This window comes from Hymenobacter sp. ISL-91 (assembly GCF_018613725.1).
Lineage (GTDB): Bacteria > Bacteroidota > Bacteroidia > Cytophagales > Hymenobacteraceae > Hymenobacter.
Window position 1 is genome coordinate 68,667 of record NZ_JAGGPS010000014.1, and the last position, 18,728, is coordinate 87,394.

Annotated in this window: 17 protein-coding genes; 13 read left to right on the forward strand and 4 right to left on the reverse strand. The window is 62.1% G+C overall.

All coding sequences use genetic code 11. From position 1 onward, the window contains the following. Positions 1-199 precede the first annotated feature (199 nt). Positions 200-1,477 carry an asparagine synthetase B gene (locus tag J7E24_RS07550; RefSeq protein ID WP_215136740.1) on the forward strand — a complete coding sequence of 426 codons (1,278 nt, stop codon included), beginning with the start codon at positions 200-202 and terminating at the stop codon, positions 1,475-1,477. Positions 1,478-1,773: 296 nt separating this feature from the next. On the opposite strand, the gene J7E24_RS07555 is transcribed toward J7E24_RS07550, so the two are convergent. The 4 genes from J7E24_RS07555 to lpxK form a co-directional block, all read right to left on the reverse strand. Beyond that, a complete protein-coding gene (locus tag J7E24_RS07555; protein WP_215136742.1) occupies positions 1,774-2,241 on the reverse strand; it encodes a hypothetical protein in 468 nt (155 codons plus the stop codon). A 181-nt stretch (positions 2,242-2,422) separates the two neighbouring features. Continuing rightward, positions 2,423-3,019 carry a tRNA-(ms[2]io[6]A)-hydroxylase gene (locus J7E24_RS07560; protein WP_215136744.1) on the reverse strand — a complete coding sequence of 199 codons (597 nt, stop codon included), beginning with the start codon at positions 3,017-3,019 and terminating at the stop codon, positions 2,423-2,425. A 22-nt stretch (positions 3,020-3,041) separates the two neighbouring features. Next, positions 3,042-5,000 carry a putative porin gene (locus tag J7E24_RS07565; protein ID WP_215136746.1) on the reverse strand — a complete coding sequence of 653 codons (1,959 nt, stop codon included), beginning with the start codon at positions 4,998-5,000 and terminating at the stop codon, positions 3,042-3,044. Then, positions 4,993-6,072, reverse strand: a complete 1,080-nt coding sequence (gene lpxK / locus J7E24_RS07570; protein ID WP_251047085.1) for a tetraacyldisaccharide 4'-kinase — start codon at positions 6,070-6,072, stop codon at positions 4,993-4,995. Before lpxK ends, J7E24_RS07565 begins: the two co-directional genes overlap by 8 nt. A 199-nt stretch (positions 6,073-6,271) precedes the next feature. Between lpxK and J7E24_RS07575 the strand changes: the two genes are divergently transcribed. From J7E24_RS07575 to groES, 12 genes are all read left to right on the forward strand, one after another. Next, positions 6,272-6,949, forward strand: coding sequence for a uracil-DNA glycosylase family protein (locus tag J7E24_RS07575; protein WP_215136747.1), 678 nt, complete (start codon positions 6,272-6,274; stop codon positions 6,947-6,949). A 154-nt stretch (positions 6,950-7,103) separates the two neighbouring features. After that, the gene (locus J7E24_RS07580; protein WP_251047086.1) at positions 7,104-8,204 is read left to right on the forward strand and encodes a Nif3-like dinuclear metal center hexameric protein; all 1,101 of its coding nucleotides are present in this window, start codon (positions 7,104-7,106) and stop codon (positions 8,202-8,204) included. Continuing rightward, positions 8,194-8,946 carry a zinc ribbon domain-containing protein gene (locus J7E24_RS07585; RefSeq protein ID WP_215136749.1) on the forward strand — a complete coding sequence of 251 codons (753 nt, stop codon included), beginning with the start codon at positions 8,194-8,196 and terminating at the stop codon, positions 8,944-8,946. The genes J7E24_RS07580 and J7E24_RS07585 overlap by 11 nt, the downstream gene beginning before the upstream one ends. Before the next feature lie 138 nt (positions 8,947-9,084). Beyond that, a complete protein-coding gene (locus J7E24_RS07590) occupies positions 9,085-10,509 on the forward strand; it encodes a DUF3808 domain-containing protein (protein ID WP_215136751.1) in 1,425 nt (474 codons plus the stop codon). Positions 10,510-10,663: 154 nt separating this feature from the next. Then, positions 10,664-11,941, forward strand: coding sequence for an aminodeoxychorismate synthase component I (gene pabB, locus J7E24_RS07595; RefSeq protein WP_215136753.1), 1,278 nt, complete (start codon positions 10,664-10,666; stop codon positions 11,939-11,941). 294 nt (positions 11,942-12,235) lie between these two features. Then, positions 12,236-13,696: a tRNA (N6-isopentenyl adenosine(37)-C2)-methylthiotransferase MiaB gene (miaB, locus tag J7E24_RS07600; protein WP_215136809.1), complete on the forward strand. Its 1,461-nt coding sequence runs from the start codon at positions 12,236-12,238 to the stop codon at positions 13,694-13,696. Positions 13,697-13,790: 94 nt separating this feature from the next. Then, on the forward strand, positions 13,791-14,147 hold the full coding sequence (locus J7E24_RS17765) for a type II toxin-antitoxin system HicB family antitoxin (protein ID WP_215136755.1): 357 nt from the start codon (positions 13,791-13,793) through the stop codon (positions 14,145-14,147). A gap of 43 nt (positions 14,148-14,190) precedes the next feature. Further along, positions 14,191-15,519 (forward strand): sigma-54 interaction domain-containing protein, encoded by a 1,329-nt coding sequence (locus tag J7E24_RS07610; protein ID WP_410779723.1) that lies wholly within the window; start codon positions 14,191-14,193, stop codon positions 15,517-15,519. Between the two features lie 103 nt (positions 15,520-15,622). Continuing rightward, positions 15,623-16,111 carry an LptE family protein gene (locus J7E24_RS07615; protein ID WP_317195624.1) on the forward strand — a complete coding sequence of 163 codons (489 nt, stop codon included), beginning with the start codon at positions 15,623-15,625 and terminating at the stop codon, positions 16,109-16,111. A 146-nt stretch (positions 16,112-16,257) separates the two neighbouring features. Continuing rightward, on the forward strand, positions 16,258-17,709 hold the full coding sequence (locus J7E24_RS07620; RefSeq protein ID WP_215136759.1) for a hypothetical protein: 1,452 nt from the start codon (positions 16,258-16,260) through the stop codon (positions 17,707-17,709). Beyond that, a complete protein-coding gene (secG, locus tag J7E24_RS07625) occupies positions 17,710-18,072 on the forward strand; it encodes a preprotein translocase subunit SecG (protein WP_215136761.1) in 363 nt (120 codons plus the stop codon). A 352-nt stretch (positions 18,073-18,424) separates the two neighbouring features. Further along, positions 18,425-18,715, forward strand: coding sequence for a co-chaperone GroES (groES, locus tag J7E24_RS07630; protein ID WP_019947230.1), 291 nt, complete (start codon positions 18,425-18,427; stop codon positions 18,713-18,715). The last annotated feature ends 13 nt before the right edge of the window (positions 18,716-18,728 follow it).

Consider the following 18,728-nt stretch of genomic DNA (forward strand, 5'->3'; position numbering starts at 1 on the left):
GTTCTGGATGGCAGAATTTGGGCGGCAGCGCGCTGATTGATTGAATAAGCGGCGGGCTGTTACGCACTTAAAACCCGTTTTCCGGGCTCTTTCCGCCAATTGGCCCTTGCAAGGCGCTTATGCAAGGTAGCGCGTTTGGCTCACAACTCCGCCCCGATTTGCTACCTTTCGACTGGCCGCATTTTTAGTCTTTTACTCTATGAGAAATCTTCGTTTGCTGAGTTTGCTGCTCGTGCTGGCTGCCGGACTGCTGGGGCCACTGGCAGCCCGGGCCAATCATATCCTCATCCCGATGGACAAAAGCCAGAAGGAACACCTGAAGGCCTACGGCGCGGCCTACTGGCTGCTGGGCAAGCAGGTAGAGGTAGACTGGCTGCTGAACTACCGCGGCGGGGCCTTTGCCTTCGATGTGGTGCCGGGAGCCGAAAACGAACTGGCCGTACGGGGCGTGAGCTACCAGGTAATTTCCGGGGCGCAATACACCAGCATCCTCTCCGAAATAGCCGACCCCAACGCCAACATGGATATCATGAAGCTGGAGAAGGTGCCCAAAATTGCCGTGTACACCCCCAAAGGCAAGATGCCCTGGGACGATGCCGTGACCATGGTGCTGACGTACGCCGAAATTCCCTTCACCCAGATTTACGACGACGAGGTGCTACGCGGCGAGCTGCCTAAGTACGACTGGCTGCACCTGCACCACGAAGACTTTACGGGCCAGTACGGCAAGTTCTACGCCACCTACCGCAGCCGGCCCTGGTACCAGCAGCAGCAGCGCGACGCCGAAGCGGCGGCCAAGCGCAACGGCTTTGCCAAAGTAAGCCAGATGAAAGGAGCCGTAACCGTGAAGATGCAGGAGTTCATTGCCGGCGGGGGCTTCATGTTCGCCATGTGCTCGGCCACCGACTCGTACGACATTGCCCTGGCCGGCCTGGGCCTGGATATGGTAGAGAGCATGTACGACGGCGACCCGGCCGACCTCCAGGCCCAGAGCAAGCTCAACTTCAACCGCACGCTGGCCTTCCAGAATTTCCAGCTGCGCCCCAACCCCTTCGAGTACGAGTACTCCAACATCGACATGGACCCGCGCGAACGGGGCGTGTACGAAGACAACGACTATTTCCAGCTGTTCAACTTCTCGGCCAAGTACGACCCGGTACCTACCATGCTCAGCCAGAACCACGAGCGCACCATCAAAGGCTTTATGGGCCAGACCACGGCCTTTCGCAAAGGCCTGGTGAAGCCCGATGTGGTGGTAATGGGCGAAAACAAGGCCTCGGGCGAGGTGCGCTACATGCACGGCACGCTGGGCAAAGGCACCTGGACCTTCTATGGCGGCCACGACCCCGAAGACTACCAGCACATGGTGGAGGAAGAGCCCACCGACCTGAGTCTGCACCCCAACTCGCCCGGCTACCGCCTCATCCTCAACAACATCCTCTTCCCGGCCGCCAAAAAGAAGAAGCAGAAAACCTGACGCTCACTGTTAAGAGGTGAGAAGCCATACAGGAATAACCGGCTAACTCAAGTTGCCCAGTAAGTAGGTCTATCAGCCCGACGTAGGGGCGGGGCTTGTCCCCGCTCGCCGTTCGTGACGGCTCAACGAGTTCGTTGTAACGGCGGGCGGGGGCAAGCCCCGCCCCTACATCGTGCTTACACGCCTACTCCGCAACTTGGGTTACCTAATGTCGAAGGGGCACAGACTGTAGTCCGTGCCCCCTTGCAGTATTTGGGTGCTGATTTTTCAGAACCCTCCGGTAAAATGCGGTCTGCTTACTTTTCCAGCCGCATAAACTGCTGCACGAGAGCGGGCAGGTCGTCGGTTTTTTCGGGGTCGAGGCTCAGAGTGAGGTCGACCAGCACGGGCTGGCCTTTGGCTATGCCGAACACGATGTACTGGTAGGCCATGCCACCTGTTTCGGTGGGGTACGCCAGGCGCGTGCCCTGGGCCGGCGGGCCATCGAGCAGCGTGCAGGTGAAGGGCGTTGCCTCCACGTTTTTCCGTTTCTTCTTTGCCACCCGCACATGCTCGGGCGGGTAGGTGCGCATTACGCTGTAGTCGAGGTACACCCACGCCAGCTGGTAAGCCGGGCCGGTTACTTCGGAGCTCGAAACGGCGGTATAGCCATTTTCCAGGGGCAGGTTGACGCCGCAAAAATTAAGTTGAGACCCGGCCGCAGCTTGAGCGCGGCCAGTGAATGGTAACGCCAGTAGCAACGCAAAGAATAGCAGATTCTTCATAAGGAATTGGGCAGAGCAGCAAACGAGTTAAATGGTTGGGGCCTAAGCTACGAAGACCTTGAGCGGAAGGCAAATTTTTTACTCCAACCCTGTTTTTGGCTCGGTAAATAGGCGGTCAGCTGCAACCTGCCAGCCATTGTAGCCATTGGCCAAAGCGAACTACTGGCAACCCGCAGCCAGCTTAATGCATCCGGTCGTCGCGCACGGGCAGGCTGGTGATAATGTCGCCTTCGATGCGCAGCAACTCCTGGAAGCGCACGTCCACCTCCTGCGGGTCGGCGTATTCCTTGGCCAGCTCTACGTAGCTCACAAAATGGCCGGCTTCGGAGGCCATCAGCTCGTAGTAGAACTGGCTCAGGCCGGGGTCGGGAATGTGTTTCCAGAGCAGCTTGAACCGCTCGCAGCTGCGGGCCTCGATAAGCGCACTCACCAGCAGCTGGTCCATGAGCTGCCGCTCGCGGGGGCCGCCCTTGCGCACGTGGGCCAGCAGGGCCACCACGTACTCGTCGCGGCGCGGGCGGCCCAGCGCAAAGCCGCGCTGGCGCAGCTCCTGCAGTACCCGGGCAAAGTGCTCCCACTCCTCGGCTACCAGCGCCGTCAGCTCCTGCACCAGCCGGGTTTTCTCGGGATACTTAAGGATGAGTGAAATGCCGGTGCTGGCCGCCTTCTGCTCGCAGTACGCATGGTCGACCAGAATATCTTCGAGGTTTTTGCTGGCAATATCCACCCACCGCGGGTCGGTATTGAGCTTGAGCTTAAGGATGGTTTTCTCTTTCATGGGGAACCTGGGGCCCGGGGACCTAATTGAAGAACTGCCAGCGCAATCCAAACTGGAGGCGGCGGGGCAGGGCGGCGTAGTAGGGCGCGGTGAAGTAGCCGTTTTGGGGCAGAAATTGATTGATGTAGCTCATTTTCAGGAACACCCCCACCGTTTTGATGTCGGCGTTCAGGAACACATCGGCCACCGGCACATTGCGAATGGTGAAGTGGTCCTGCACGAAGAACTGCTGGGTGCTGGGGCTGTAGTCGTAGGCCTTCCAGCGCGACTGGTAGTAGCCCTGCACCCCCACCTGCCCGAGCAGCGCGTTTTTGAACAGGTAGCCCTGGTAATACACCCGCGCCTCGCCCACCACGGCCGGAATTCGCAGCGCCGGGTTGTCGGAGCCGGCCCCGAGCGTAGCGGTGGCCTGCGTCTCGAAGAAGAGCTTACCCACGCTGCCCCGGTAATGGCCCATGAATGAGATTATCCGAAACGCGTCGGACTGTTGCGCAGGCCCCGCCAGGTGCACCTGGTCGGTCTGCGAATCCGGGTCGACGGAGTAATAGATGTAGTTGCCGATGTTGGCTACCGTGCCCACGGCTTCCACGAAGTGCCGGCCCAGTTGCCGGGCCGCCCGCACCCGCAGCTGCAGCACATTCACGTTTTTAAAGTCGGTATTCCAGGCAAAGTGGTTGCCCGAAAACTGCTGCTCCGTGAGCGTGGGGGCGACGCTGGTTAGCAGCACCTCGCCGCTCAAAAACCCCAGCCGGGCCCGGCCGCTCAGCCAATATTCAAGCTGCTCAACAGAAGGCTTTACCTCGCCGGCCGTTTCAATGGCAAACTGCCGGTACTGGAACGCCGCCGTGCCACCCGCAAACAGCTGGCTGGGCTCGTCGACTGTTGGCAGCGCCTCCCGCACCACGGGCGGAACCCCGTAGGCCGAGCGCGTTTCGAGCGAATACGTGCGGTAGCGGCCGTACAGGCGGTAGTTCACTCGCTGGCTCTGCCCCATTACGCCCACCGTATTTTCGAGCTGCCGGAATTCGGCCCGGTCGTCGGTGGCAGCCGTGCTCAGCCGGTTTATCGGGTAGAATGGGTTGCGCACGCCGCCGGGCGACGGCTGCTCGTCGGTGTAGCGGTTAAGCTGCCGGCTGAAGTTGAAGAGGTGGTAGGCCGTGAAGCCCCGGCCCAGCAGCTGGTAGCTGTGCAGCAGCCGCACCCGGTCGCGGGAGTCGCGGTTTTTGGCGTTGCTGAGCCTTACTTCCTCGCGCTGGTAGTCGAACAGCTCGCTCAATGACGTATCGGTGGCCAGGGGCCGGATGCCGCCCTGCTCGGCCAGCGTGTGCCGGGCCGTGCTGAAGTGGCCCATGGCCTGGTAGCGGTTGTTGAGCGACTGGTAGCGGGCAAAGAACACGAAGTTGTTGTGCTCGACCTGCCCCGTTTTGGTGTTGCTGACGGCAATGGCCTTGTTGGCCCCGAACCGCTCGTAGTTGAAGCCCGCATTAAAGCGCTTTTTCAGGCTGCGGGCATAACCCAGCTCGAACACCTGCTCGTAGGGGTTGCCCTGGAAAAAGCGGAAAAACGTGTAGGGCGACTTCGTATCGTAGTAGTTCACGTCTTCGGGTCCGCGGGCATACTGGTCGAACACGGTGCGGCCCAGGCGGGCACCCAGCTGGCGGTTGGCCTCCCAGAGCAGCGGCCGCGAAGCCGCCCCAAAGTAGCCCAGCGTCTGCTGAAACGTGGTATCGTGGGTCCAGTAGCGCTGCTGAGGCAAGCGCGTGAGCGTCGAGTCCACCATCCGGCCTACGGTGTCACCCTGCAGCAGGTCGCGCTCCTTCAGAATAAACGTGGTGTGCGCTCCGTAGCGGGTACGGGTCGAGTCGTCGAGAATCTGGGCATGGCCGGCCTGGGGGCGCAGCAGGCCCAGCCCTAGCAGGCCGGCCAGCAGCAACAGGCGCAACGAAGAATCACGAAAGCAAAGCAACAGGAAATCAGCCAACGGCGGGAAGCGGAAAGTAGGAACCAAGCAAGGAAGCCAGCCGGGCCTCCCCGTCGGCCAGAAACCGGACGGTAATCGGAATGTAAAATACGGGCAAATCGGCCACACTTGCCGCCAGCGCAGGCTCCTGCAGCCGGGCCGCATCCTTCTGGGTAGTCAGAACGCACTGGCCCGGCTGGCATTGCGCAGCCAGGGCCGCAATTTCGGTGGGCGTAAAGGCGTGGTGGTCGGCGAAGCGGGCATGGTGATTTACGCAGTAGCCGGCCGCCACCAGGTGCGCCAGCAGCGGGCCGGGCTGGGCAATGCCGGTCAGCAGCACCACCTCACTCCCAACCACCGGCACGGCCATCCGGCCGGCCGCCGTACCCGACACGGGCACCGGCGGGCCGTAGTCGTAGGCCGAAAACAGCACCGGCACCTCGGGCCGGGCGTAGCGGTGCACCTGGGCCATAATGGTGGCCCGGGCCGCCGCGCTCAGGTCGGGGGGGCACTTGGTGATGACGACTGCATCGGCGCGGGCGGCTCCGGAGCGGCTCTCGCGCAGGCGCCCGGCAGGCAGCACAAAATCGTTGTAAAACGGCCGCTGCTGTTCGGTAAGCAGGATATTGACGGTCGGCCGCACCCGGCGGTGCTGATATGCGTCGTCGAGCACCACGGCCGTCAGGGCAGGCACTTCGGCCAGCAGCCGCCGGATGCCGGCCACCCGGTCTTCGCTCACCGCCACCGGCACGGCCGCGCCAAACTGCCCGAACTGCTGCCAGGGCTCATCGCCCACGGTAGCGGCCGAATCGGTGGCGGTGGCGAGCCGGTAGCCGCGGGTGCGGCGGCCGTAGCCCCGGCTCAGCAGCGCCGGGCGCTGCCCGCGGGCCTGCAGCCAGGCCACCAGCCAGGCCACATGGGGCGTTTTGCCGGTGCCCCCCACCCGCAGGTTGCCCACGCTGATAACGGGCACTTCGGCAAAGGCCACGCTGCGCTTCCAGCCCCGGTCGTAGAGCCGGTTGCGCACCGCCAGCACGGCCGCGTAGAGCCAGCTAAGGGGCAGCAGCAGGAGCTTGAGCAAGTTGAAAATCAAAAGTCAGAGGTCAAAGCCAGGGACCACAACGGCCATTGGCGGCGCAACGCGTGCGCCGGCCGCCGCAAAAGTAGCGGGTTGGGGCGGGTTAGTGGCAGTTTTATAACAGAAACCCACCTTTGCTCCACCAAGCCCGTAGTCCTACTGCCGTCTTCACTGCGCGCCCTTCCACCGCCCCTATCCACCCCAGCCCGCCCCGATGTCCTTTGCCAGCCGCCTGCTCCAGTCCCTCACCGATTTTCCGCTGCCTCCGCCCCTGCCCGATGGCGTAACGGCCTACAGCCCCTACCAGGAGCCGGAACCGCGGGGGCTGTTTACGGAGTTTGCCCGCCGCTACTACCCCGGCAACCAAGCGCGGGTGGCGGTGCTGGGCATCAACCCCGGCCGGCTGGGCAACGGCCGCAGCGGCGTAGCCTTCACCGACGGGCCTGCCCTCACAGCCTGGGGCCTGGCCCACGCGCTGCCGACGCGCCGCGAGCCGTCGAGCGAGTTTATGCAGGCCGTGGTGGAAGCCTGGGGCGGGCCAGGGCCGTTCTACCAGCAGTTCTACGTCGGCTCGCTTTACCCGCTGGTACTGCTCCGCGACGGCCGCAACTACAATTTCTACGATGCGCCCACCCTCACCGCCGCCCTCTGGCCCGACATCCAGGCACACCTGCAGCAGTTGGTGACGGAGGTGGGCGTGGCCCGGCAAGCGGCCGTGTGCTTGGGCCGGCGCAACGCCAGGTTCTTCCAGCGCCTCAACGACGAACTGGGGCTTTTCGAGCAGCTTTACGTGCTCGATCATCCGCGCTACCTCATGCAGTACCAACGCCGTCACTTAACCGAAAACGTGGCCCGTTACGTGGAAGTACTGGCCCAGGCCGCCGGGTTGTAGCACGATTCGCAGCACAGCCGTAGCGCGAAGCTTCCGCTTCGCGTATCGTTGAACGACGTCGTATAAAAGTCAGCAACTACACGCGAAGCGGAAGCTGCGCGCTACATTCAGGCGGCCTGGGCCTGCTATTCTCACCTTTTAACTCCCACTTGATATGCCCCAACTCCTCGACCTGATGCGCGTGCTCGAAGCCGCCGCCCCGCTGGCTTACCAGGAAAGCTACGACAACGCCGGCCTGCAGTGCGGCGACCCGCAAATGGAAATCCGGGGCGTGCTCATCACCCTCGACTGCACCCCGGCCGTGGTCGACGAGGCTGTTCGGCGCGGCTGCAACGTGGTGGTGGCCCACCATCCGCTCATTTTCAAGCCCCTCAAGCGCCTGACCGGGGCCAACGAGGTGGAGCAGACCCTGCTCAAGGCCATCAAAAACGAGGTGGCCCTGTACGCCGCCCACACCAACCTCGACAATGTAGCCCACGGCGTCAACCGCAAGCTGGCCGACAAGTTGGGCCTGCAGAGTGGCCGCATCCTCGACCCCAAACCCGGGTTGCTGGCCAAGCTGATAACCTACGTGCCGGCCACGCACACCCCGGCCGTGCTGGCGGCCCTGTACGCGGCCGGCGCGGGGCAGATAGGGCAGTACTCCGGGTGCAGCTTTCGCTCCGAGGGCACGTTTACGTTCACGCCCGGCGTGGGCACCACCCCCTTTCTGGGTACGCCCGGCCAGCCCCATACCGGCCCCGAGGAGCGCGTGGAAGTGCTGCTGCCGCTGCACCGGCAACGGCCGGCGCTGGCGGCGCTGCGCGCGGCGCACCCGTACGAGGAAGTGGCCTACGAGTTGATAAAGCTCGAAAACACCCACCAAGACGTCGGTTCTGGCTTTGTGGGCGAGCTGCCCGAGGCGCTGAGCCCCGCCGAGTTTCGGCAGCGGCTGCGCGCGGCGCTGGGCGTGCCGGTAGTGAAGTACACCGACTTCGAACGACCCATTAAAAAAGTGGCCATCTGCGGCGGTTCGGGCGCTTTTCTCATTGGCAAGGCCCGCGGCGCCGGGGCCGACGCTTATGTGACCGGCGACCTGAAATACCACGAGTACTTCGGGGCCGAGGGCCGGCTGATGCTTTGCGACGTGGGCCATTTTGAGAGCGAGCAGTTTACGGGCGAACTGTTCCAGGATTTGCTTGCCGCGAACTTTGGAAGTACTTTTGCGGTCTTAATCGCACAGACCCTCACCAACCCCGTCCGATATGATTTCTAACCCAGCCGCCGCGGAAGTTACCGTTGCCAGCAAACTGGAAGCCCTGTTGCACCTGCAGCAAATTGACTCGCAACTGGACGAAATTCGGCGCGTACGCGGCGACTTGCCCGAGGAAGTGCAGGACCTGGAGGACGAAATTGCCGGCTACGAAGTGCGCGTAGGCAAGTTCGACGAAGAAATTGCCGGCCTCAACGACCAGATCAAGCAGCGCAAGCAGGCCATCAAGGATGCCGACGGCTTGATTAAGCGCTACGAGGAGCAGCAGCAGAACGTGCGCAACAACCGCGAATACGAGGCGGTGGCCAAGGAAATCGAGTTGCAGAAGCTGGAAATCCAGATTGCCGAGAAGAAAATCAAAGAAGCCCAGTACCAGACGGAGCAGAAAAACAACGACATCAGCGGCACCAAGCAGCGCCTGATCGAGCGTAAGAAAGACCTCGACAACAAGAAGGGCGAGCTGGAAACCATCGTGGGCGAGAGTGAGGCCGACGAGAAGAAGCTCATGGACCAGCGCAACAAAGCCGTAAAGCCCATCGAGGACCGCCTGCTGACCGCCTACACCCGCATCCGTGGCAACGTGCGCAACGGCCTGGCCGTGGTAGAGGTGAAGCGCGACGCCTGTGGCGGCTGCTTCAACACTGTGCCCCCGCAGCGTCAGGCCGATATCATCTCGCACAAAAAAATCATCGTGTGCGAGCACTGCGGCCGCATTTTCGCCGACGTGGAGGCCCGGGGCGAGTAATCATCTTATGCTTTAGCTTTGAAGAACGGCCTCTTTCCGGGGCCGTTCTTTTTTTGTTCTATGGAATTTCCCGCCGAGGTGCGCCGAGGGTTTCGCAGAGGTGCGCTGAGAGCGTGCTGGCTGGTAGCACTTTGTGTTGTGAGCCTCTGCGAAACCCTCTGCGCGCCTCTGCGGGAACCTGCTACCGAACTAACTACTGCCCAAACCCGCGCCTACGCTGAGGTGCTGAACATGCGCCCCGCCGCCACTCGTACCCTCCTGGGCACCGGAACCGATGCCGGCACGCTGCTGGTGCAGGACTGCCTGAGTATCACGGAGCTGCTCGTCAGCCAGGATGCCGCCCGCTTCGAAAGCACCGTGGCCGGCCAGGATGCGCGGCTGGAGCAGCTGGAGCAGCAAACCGGCCCGCTGGCCGAGTATGCGGCGGCCGAAATCCGGCTGCACCAAGCGGCCGCGCAGGTGGTGTTTGGGCAGGAGGTGCGCGGGGCCTGGAGCCTGCGCCAGAGCTACGGGGCCATGCAGCGCGTAACCGAACGCTACCCCAACTTTCTGCCGGCCCGCAAAACACTCGGCATGCTGCAGTTTTTCATCGGCTCGCTGCCCGAGGGCTACCGGTGGTTTCTGCGGCTGCTGGGTTTGCCGGGCTCGGTAAATGAGGGCCTGGCCAACCTGCGCCGGGCCGCCAGCCAGCCCAACGACTTCCAGCTCGAAGCCCGGCTGGTGTTGGCTTTGCTCGAAGAAACCTACTACAAGAAGCCCGCCGCAACACTGGCTCTGATGGAGCGCCTGCGCCAGCAACAACCCGAAAATCAACTGGTCGCGTTTCTGCTTGTCAGCCAGCTGAAAAAACAGCACCGTACCGGCGAGGCGCTGGCCGCCTACCGCGCCCGCCCCGCTGGCCCGGCCTACCTGCCGCTGCCCTACCTGCACCACCTGGCCGCCGATTTGCTGCTCTACCAGGGCCAGTACCCGGCTGCGCGACGCGAAAACGAGCTATTTCTGCAGCAGTACCGGGGCCGGCACTACCTCAAGGATGCCTACTTCAAGCTGTACCTGGCCTGCTGGCTGGGGGGCGATGCACCGGCCGCCGCCCGCTACCGTGCCCGCATTGGCGCGGCGGGCCGCAAAGTGCTCGAAGAGGACAACTACGCCCAGCGCTTCTTCGACGACCCGCAGCCACTCGATGCTACCCTCACCCGCGCCCGCCTGCAGATTGACGGTGGCTACTACCGCCCGGCTCTGGCCACGCTGGCCACGTTCCGGGCCACCGCCGCTACGCCCCTGCGCAACCAGTTGGAACACCTGTACCGCCGCGCCCGGGCCCTGCACCTGCTCGGCCAGCCCGACTCAGCCCGCGTGCTTTACGCCCAAACCATTGCCCGCGCCGGCCTCGCGCCCTACTATTACGCGCCGCAGTCGGCGTTGCAGCTGGGCTACCTGTACCAGCTGGCGGGCCAGTCGAATACGGCCAAAACCTACTTTCAGAAGGCTCTGAGCTACCCCAAACACGAATACAAGAACAGCACCGACACCAAGGCCAAGCTGGCGCTGGCCGAGCTGTAACGCGAACTTTGCAGTTCGCGGAGTCGAACGGGTTGCTGGCCTGGCAACTACCGTTCGACTCCGCGAACTACAAAGTTCGCGTTACAGCTCGGCCAGCGCCAGCTTGGCCACTCCATTCTGCCACTTCCCCTGGCCCAAGCCGTACTTTTGCTTTGTGCTGACCGTTCCGCTCACCCAACTGCCCGCCGATTTCCGCGCCCGCGCCCTGCGCTGGGCGGCCGGTTTCGTGCATTGTGCCTACTACGAACCCAATGACCTGCCCTACCCAAGCGGGCCGTTTCGGCGGGTGCTGGCCGTGGCCGCGGCGGCGCCGGATGCCCCGGGCAACCTGGGTGAGTTGGAGGCCTGGCTGGCCGACGGCGCCGACAGCGTGGCGCCGGCCTGCGGATTTATCAGCTATGAAGTAAAGGATGAGCTGGAAGACCTTAGCAGCGCCAACTACAGTAAACTGGCATGGCCAAATCTGCACTTTTTCAGGCCCCATACCTGGCTGACCTGGGAAGGCAACCAGCTAAAAATCCACGGCGAAACGGCGGGTGTACTGGCGGCTATTACGGCCACGCTCCTACCCCAGGTGCCCCCCCCAGCCGTAACAGCCGTTACGCCTCGCATGCCGCAAGCCGACTACCTGCGCGCTGTAGATGCGGTGCGCGAGGATATTCTCAACGGCGAGGTGTACGAGCTGAACTTATGCCAGGAGTTCACGGCCGACAACGTGCGTCTGGACCCGGTTGATGTGTTCGAGCGCCTGAACGCCGCTTCGCCCGCACCCTTTGCGGGCTTTGTGCGACACGAAAATCACTTCCTGCTCTGCGCCTCGCCCGAGCGGTTCGTGCGCCGCACTGGGCCTGTACTGCTTTCCCAGCCCATTAAGGGCACCATTGCCCGCGGAGCCACGGCCGCGGAGGACGCGCAGCAGCGCCACACCCTGCTGCACGACGAGAAGGAGCGCGCTGAAAACCTGATGATTGTGGATCTGGTGCGCAACGACCTGGCCCGGGTAGCCCAGACCGGCACCGTGCAGGTGCCCGAGTTGTTCGGCCTGTACCCCTTCCGCCACGTCTGGCAGATGATTTCCAGCGTAACCGCCCGCCTGCGCCCCGGTCTGGATGTGGTAGACGTGCTGCGGGCTGCCTTCCCGATGGGCTCGATGACCGGGGCGCCAAAAATCAGGGCCATGCAGCTCATCGAGCACTACGAGCGCCGCCGCCGGGGCCTCTACAGCGGCTCGTTGGGCCTCATCTGGCCCAACGGCGACTTCGACTTCAACGTCGTCATCCGCAGCCTGCAGTATCGCCAGGACACCGGCCACCTGAGCTTCCAGGTCGGCTCGGCCATCACCTACGACTCGGTGCCCGAGCGCGAGTACGCCGAGTGCCTGCTCAAAGCCCGCGCCATGCTGGAAGTTCTGGGAGCAGTGGTGAGTGAGTGAATGAAACGTCATTGCGAGCGGAGCGAAGCAATCTGGGCGAGCAAGGTGTTACGCGCTGTGAAGCGTAAAGCCCTAAATATGCCCAAATCAGGGATTTATGGTAACTAGGGCTTCGTCTTTTGCCTGCCTGGATTGCTTCGCTCCGCTCGCAATGACGCGCTGCAGACCGTTCACCAAATCATTAAATCACCAAACCACTTCTCCCCTGCCATTCTGTCATTTTTCACCCCGAAAACCGCTACCTTTGCCGTTCCCTGAACTGTGAAGCTGCTGCCGCTAACCGGCATTTTTCTGATGGCCCAACCCCTGATTACCCTCGATTTTCTCGACACGCCCACCCTGCCTGCGCCCAGCGTGGACGCCGTTACGCACGCCGACACGCCTTCGGGCGAGGTGCGCGTGAACCCGGCCACTCGCACCGGCCGCTCGCGCAAACTCTACCTGGAGAGCTACGGCTGCCAGATGAACTTCTCCGACTCCGAAATCGTGTCGAGCATCCTGTTTGATGAGGGCTTCGACACCACCGACTCGCTCGACCAGGCCGATTTGGTGCTGCTCAACACCTGCTCCATCCGCGAGAAGGCCGAGCAGACCGTGCGTATGCGCCTTTCCCAAATCAACAGCTACAAAAAGCGCCGCCCCGGCATGCTGGTGGGCGTACTTGGCTGCATGGCCGAGCGCCTGAAAAGCAAGTTTCTGGAGGAAGAAAAGCTCGTCGACCTCGTGGTGGGTCCCGACGCCTACCGCGACCTGCCCCAGCTTATTTCCCAGGTGGATGGCGGCCAGAAGGCGGTGAACGTGCTGCTGAGCCGCGAGGAAACCTACGCCGACATCACGCCGGTGCGCCTCAACTCCAACGGCATCACGGCCTTCATCAGCATCATGCGCGGCTGCGACAATATGTGCTCGTTCTGCGTGGTGCCCTTCACGCGGGGCCGCGAGCGGAGCCGCGACGCCCACAGCATCGTGCGCGAGGCGCAAGAGTTGGTGGCGGCCGGCTACAAGGAAGTGACGCTGCTGGGTCAGAATGTAGATTCCTACAAGTGGGCTTCGGCAGACGGCACCGAGCAGGTGAACTTTGCCCAACTGCTGGAGCAGGTGGCGCTGGTGAGCCCGGCGCTACGGGTGCGCTTCTCCACCTCGCATCCCAAAGACATCACCGACGAGGTGCTGCACACCATGGCCCGGCACGAGAACATCTGCAAATACATCCATCTGCCGGCCCAGAGCGGTAACTCGCGGGTGCTGGCCCTGATGAACCGCACCTACGACCGGCCCTGGTACGAGGAGCGCGTGCAGGCCATCCGCCGCATCCTGGGCGACGACTGCGCCATCAGCACCGACATGATTTCGGGCTTCTGCTCCGAAACTGAGGAAGAACACCAGGACACGCTCAGCCTGATGGAATTGGTGCGCTACGACATGGCCTTCATGTTCTTCTACTCGGAGCGCCCCGGCACGCTGGCCGCCCGCAAGCTCGCCGACGACGTGCCGCTGGAAGTGAAAAAGCGCCGCCTGGCCGAAGTAATTGCCCGCCAAAAGGAGCACAGCCGCCAGCGAAACGCCCGCGCCGTGGGCCAGGTGCACCGCGTGCTGGCCGAGAACTTCTCCAAACGCAGCGACGAGCACCTAAGCGGCCGCAACAGCCAGAATCAGGTCATCATCTTCCCCAAAAAGCACTACCAGAAGGGCGACTACGTTGACGTGCTGGTAAATGAATCGACGACCAATACTTTACTGGGCGAAGCGGTTTGATGGTGGTTTTTGAAGAGCAAGTTATTTATTTGATGCACTGACCTTTAGGTTTAATCACATTGCTTCACAACCCTTTCACATCATATTCTTTTAGATGGAAGTATCGCCCGGAGTTGGTATTCTGATATGGCAAATTATCTGCCTGCTGGTGATAGGAACCGTTGGTTTTTTAGTGGTTCGTCTCTTAGTAGTCAATAATTTCCCTCGTAAGGCCCTCCCTGCCAGTAGCTCTTGGGTAAGCCTTCCTGCCTATCCAATCAGCATTTTTTGGCACGCAGAGGACGCTCGGTTTATCGCGGAGGTGCCCGACTTGCCCGGCTGCGTAGCCGATGGTACCACGCAGGTCGAGGCCTTAAACAATGCAGCGGCCGTAACTGCGCAATGGCTGGAAACAGCCCGCGAGTTGGGCCGACCCATTCCGGCCCCGAGCCCGCGTTTGCGCTACGCCTGAAATAAAACGCGCCGTTCTTCGTCTTCCTTCCGAAAGCACTTCCATCTTGACACCTTCAGAGATTCAATCCATCAAGCAGCGCTTCGGCATTATCGGCAACGCGCCTTCGCTCAACTATGCCATTCAGGTGGCGGCGCAGGTGGCCCCGACCGATATGACGGTGCTGATAACGGGCGAAAGCGGCTCCGGCAAGGAGTCGTTTTCCAAGATTATCCACGCCCTGTCGCCCCGCAAGCACGGGCAGTTCATCGCCATCAACTGCGGCGCCATTCCCGAGGGCACGATTGATTCGGAACTGTTTGGCCACGAGAAGGGCTCGTTTACCGGGGCCCAGGAGGCGCGCAAGGGCTACTTTGAGGTCACCAACGGCGGCACCATTTTCCTCGACGAGATTGGCGAGATGCCGCTGGGCACCCAGGCCCGGCTGCTGCGGGTGCTCGAAAACGGCGAGTTCATTCGCGTGGGCTCCAGCAAGGTGCAGAAGACCGATGTGCGCGTGGTAGCCGCCACCAACGTGAACCTGCTCGACGCCGTGCGCGAAGGCCGCTTCCGCGAAGACCTGTACTACCGCCTCAACACGGTGCCAATTACGGTTCCACCCTTGCGTGAACGAGGCGATGATATCTACTTACTGTTTAGAAAGTTTGCTACCGATTTTTCTGACCGTTACCGCGTCAAGCCCATCAGCCTGACGCCCGAGGCGGTGCAGGAGTTACAGCGGTTCCGGTTTCCCGGCAACATCCGCCAGCTCAAGAACGTGGCCGAGCAGATGTCGGTGCTGGAGACGGACCGGGAGGTGGACGCCCGCCGCCTGCGCCAGTACCTGCCCGCCGACCAGGCCAGCCGCCTGCCCATGCTGGTGCACGCCGCCGGCACCGGCGCCACCGACGGGGCCGGCAACAGCTACTCGGAGCGCGACCTGCTTTATAAGGTGCTCTTCGATATGCGCCGCGACATGACCGACCTGAAAAAGCTGGTGCTGGAGCTGGCCACCGGCCAGCGCCCCCACGAAACCCAGGAGTTGCTGCGCCAGAACAGCCACCTGTTCAGCACCACGGCCGTTGCGCCCTACGAGGGCCCGGGCAGCCGCCCCCTGCGGCCCGAAGGCGGCAGCAACGAATACATCATCAGCTCGCGCGAGCTAAGCGACGACGATGACGCCGACTACGAGGAGGAGGAAGTGCAACGGGTAGAGGACATCCCGCACGAAACGGAGGAGGAAACGCTGAGTCTAGAGGCCAAGGAGAAGGAAATGATTATCAAGGCCCTCAAAAAGCACCACAACAAGCGTAAGTACGCCGCCCACGACCTCGGCATTTCCGAGCGCACCCTCTACCGCAAACTCAAACAGTATGATCTGGAACAAGCATGAACAAGCTGCAAGCCGCAAGCTGCAAGCTGCAAGCTATCAATCGCCAGCCCGTCTAAAAAGCTTGCAGCTTGCAGCTTGCGGCTTGCAGCTACTAATGTGGCTTGTGGCTTGCAGCTTCCTTACCGGCTGCGGGGTGTACTCGTTCAGTGGAACCAACATCGACCCGAGTATCAAAACGATTTCCATTGCTACGTTTGCCAACAACGCCAGCAACGGCCCTTCGTTTCTGTCGCAGCAGTTCACGGAGAATTTCAAGGATTACTTTCAGCGCAACACCAGCCTGAAACTCGTACCCCGCGACGGCGACCTGCAGTTTGAGGGTCAGATACTTGCCTATGACTTTGCCCCGGCCGCTATTCAGCAGCAAAACGGCATCGACCAGGCGGGTGCCAACCAGCTCACCATTCAGGTGCGGGTGAAATTCACCAATACCAAAGACCCCAAACAGGATTTCGAGGAAACGCTGCAAACGACCCGCTCCTTCCCCGCCACCCGCGACATTGCCAGCGTCAACAGCGACCAAACGGCGCTCAACGAGCTATTTCGCAACCTGATCAGCGACGCATTCAATAAGTCGGTGGCCAACTGGTAATTGTGGGCGGGCTGCGTTATAGTGCCCGAATTGCCGTATTCTTGTAGCCCGCTTGCCCGGCCGTTGCCGGGTGTCGCCGGTGCTTTTTTCCTGCCTGCAACCTGCCGTATATCTATGGATGGGCTGCCTCTTCTACGCTATTTCGCATGACCCGCGCGTCGCTTTTACGCATTCTGGACCACGTAAACGGTATTTCCGACGATGAAATCCGGGAGCTGGAGCAGTTGGCCGCGGCCTTTCCGTATTGCCAGACGGCGCATGTGCTGCTGGCCAAAACGGCCCACGACCGCGGCAGCATGCTGGCCGGCCAGCGCCTGCGCCGGGCTGCTACCTACGCCGCCGACCGCGAACTGCTGCGCCAGCTGCTGGAACGCCCCACCCCGGCGGCCCTCCCAATAGCCGCGCAAACTACCAGCGCCCCCCAGACGCATACCCTAGCTGCTGCCGAAGTAGCTCCGGCTGCACCAGCGGCCCTTACGGCAACGGCTCCCTCCGAGCCCATCACTGCTTCTGAAGCCGATGTATTCGCAGTAGAAGTTACTGCCGCACCTGCGCCGGCCGACGAACCGACCGGCCACGACTCGCTTGCGCCCGCTGCAGTGGCGGCCCACAGCCCGGATACTACGACAGCAGCCACAGCGGCAACTGCCGATGAGCCGACGACCGCGCACAGTACGGAAACCGAACCAGCCGCTGCCCCGCTCGACATTGCTTCCGAAGCCGGGCCGGCTGAATTGCCCGAGGCACAAACGCCGGTTGATAAGGAGCAGCCGACTTCGGATGAAGCACCGAATCATCCGCCAGAAGCTCTCACAACGCCCTCTGCCACAGCCGAAACCAACGACGACACCGCCGCCGCCAGCGCCGAAACACCGGATGAAGTCGTTGTCGAAGAAGCAGTAGCGCCGGAAGCCGCGCAAGCAACCGAACCGGCCGATGAGCTGCTTCCGGCGGTGGCGCTGCCCATCCGGCCGCCGAGCGACGCAGGTATTTCGCGCTTTGAGTTTGGCCTGGGGGAAGCCCGTTTGCCCGAGCCCACGAGCTACCGGCTGCCAGGCATCGACGACGACGACGATGAGCTTGCGGCGGAAGACGACGAGCTGCCCACGACCCGCTCTGCCGCTCCACCCCGCGTTACGGCTCCCTTCAGGGCCGATGCCGAGTTGGGCTATGCGTTGGGTGGCGGCAGCCGCCTGGGCTACGATTTGCAGGGCCGCACCCCCGACGGTTTCACGCTTGATTTGCCTCTGGAAGCCTTTTTTGAGCCCGATGCCCTGCTACTGGCCCATATGCGCGCCCACCAGCCGGCTGCCAAAGCGTCCTCACTCGACCTGATCAACCGCTTCCTCAAGGCCCAACCCCGCATTAAAGCGGGTACGGCCGGGCTACCCCTGCCCACTGCCGAACAGACTGATTTATCGGTGCGGAGCAGTGTGCCTGCGCCAGCTCTGGCCTCCGAAAGTCTGGCCAAAATTATGGTCCGGCAGGGTAAGACCGCTAAGGCCATTGAAATTTATGAGCACCTGATGGCAAAGCAGCCCGGAAAAATGGCGTACTTTGCCGAGCAAATCCAACAACTGCAACAACCCCCGGAGTAAATGTACTACGTCATTATTGCCCTGATTCTCGTCATTTGCGTGCTGCTCTCTATTGTAGTACTGGCCCAGAACCCTAAAGGCGGCGGCCTGTCCAGCCAATTCGGCGCAGGTGGCGGCGCTGCCCAGATGATGGGCGTAAAGCGTACCGGCGACCTGCTCGAAAAGCTCACCTGGGGTTTTGCTATCGGCCTGATGGTACTCAGCCTGGGTTCCTACATGGTTGGCGGCCATACCTCCACCGGGCCCGTGCGCAGCATCAACCAGCAGCGCGCCCTCGAAACCCGCCTGCCGGCTACCCCGGCTCCGGTAGCACCTGCCACCCCGGCTCCGACTGCTCCCGTAGCTCCGGCTCCGGCCAACTAATCAGCACCAGCCCGTTTTTCGGCTTGGCAGCCGGTGGTTCCCTGCGGGGAGCCACCGGCTTTTTGCGTTCAGGCAATTACACGAGGTGTTGGAGTGCTGGCTTAGGCTGCTGCTCACAAGCCCTGCCAGCAGTAGCCGTACTGTCGAGCTACCTAGCCCAATCTGTGCCATGGTTTCACCAGTTCAGGTCGTTTCCTGCCACAGGTGGCAGGCTCATAATGCAAAACTGGCCGAAAACGGTACCGAATCGTTCATTCTGTCAGGTTTGAGTGGGCTGGCACAGATGATGTAACACGGCTGTGACACCCTGGTAATTCCAGTTTCTTTCAACTTTTCAACCAAAACGTACACTATGTCGCTTAGCATCAAACCGCTGGCTGACCGCGTTATCATCGCGCCGGCCGCCGCCGAAGAAAAAACCAAATCGGGCATCATCATTCCCGACACGGCCAAGGAAAAGCCCCAGCGGGGCGAGGTAGTAGCCGTGGGTGAGGGCAAAGTGGCCGACAACGGCACCACCATCAAGCCCCAGGTAAAAGCCGGCGACCAGGTGCTCTACGGCAAGTATGCCGGCACCGAAATCACCGTCGACGGGCAGGACCTGCTCATCATGAAGGAATCGGACATTTTCGCCGTCCTCTAGGCCAAACGCCGGT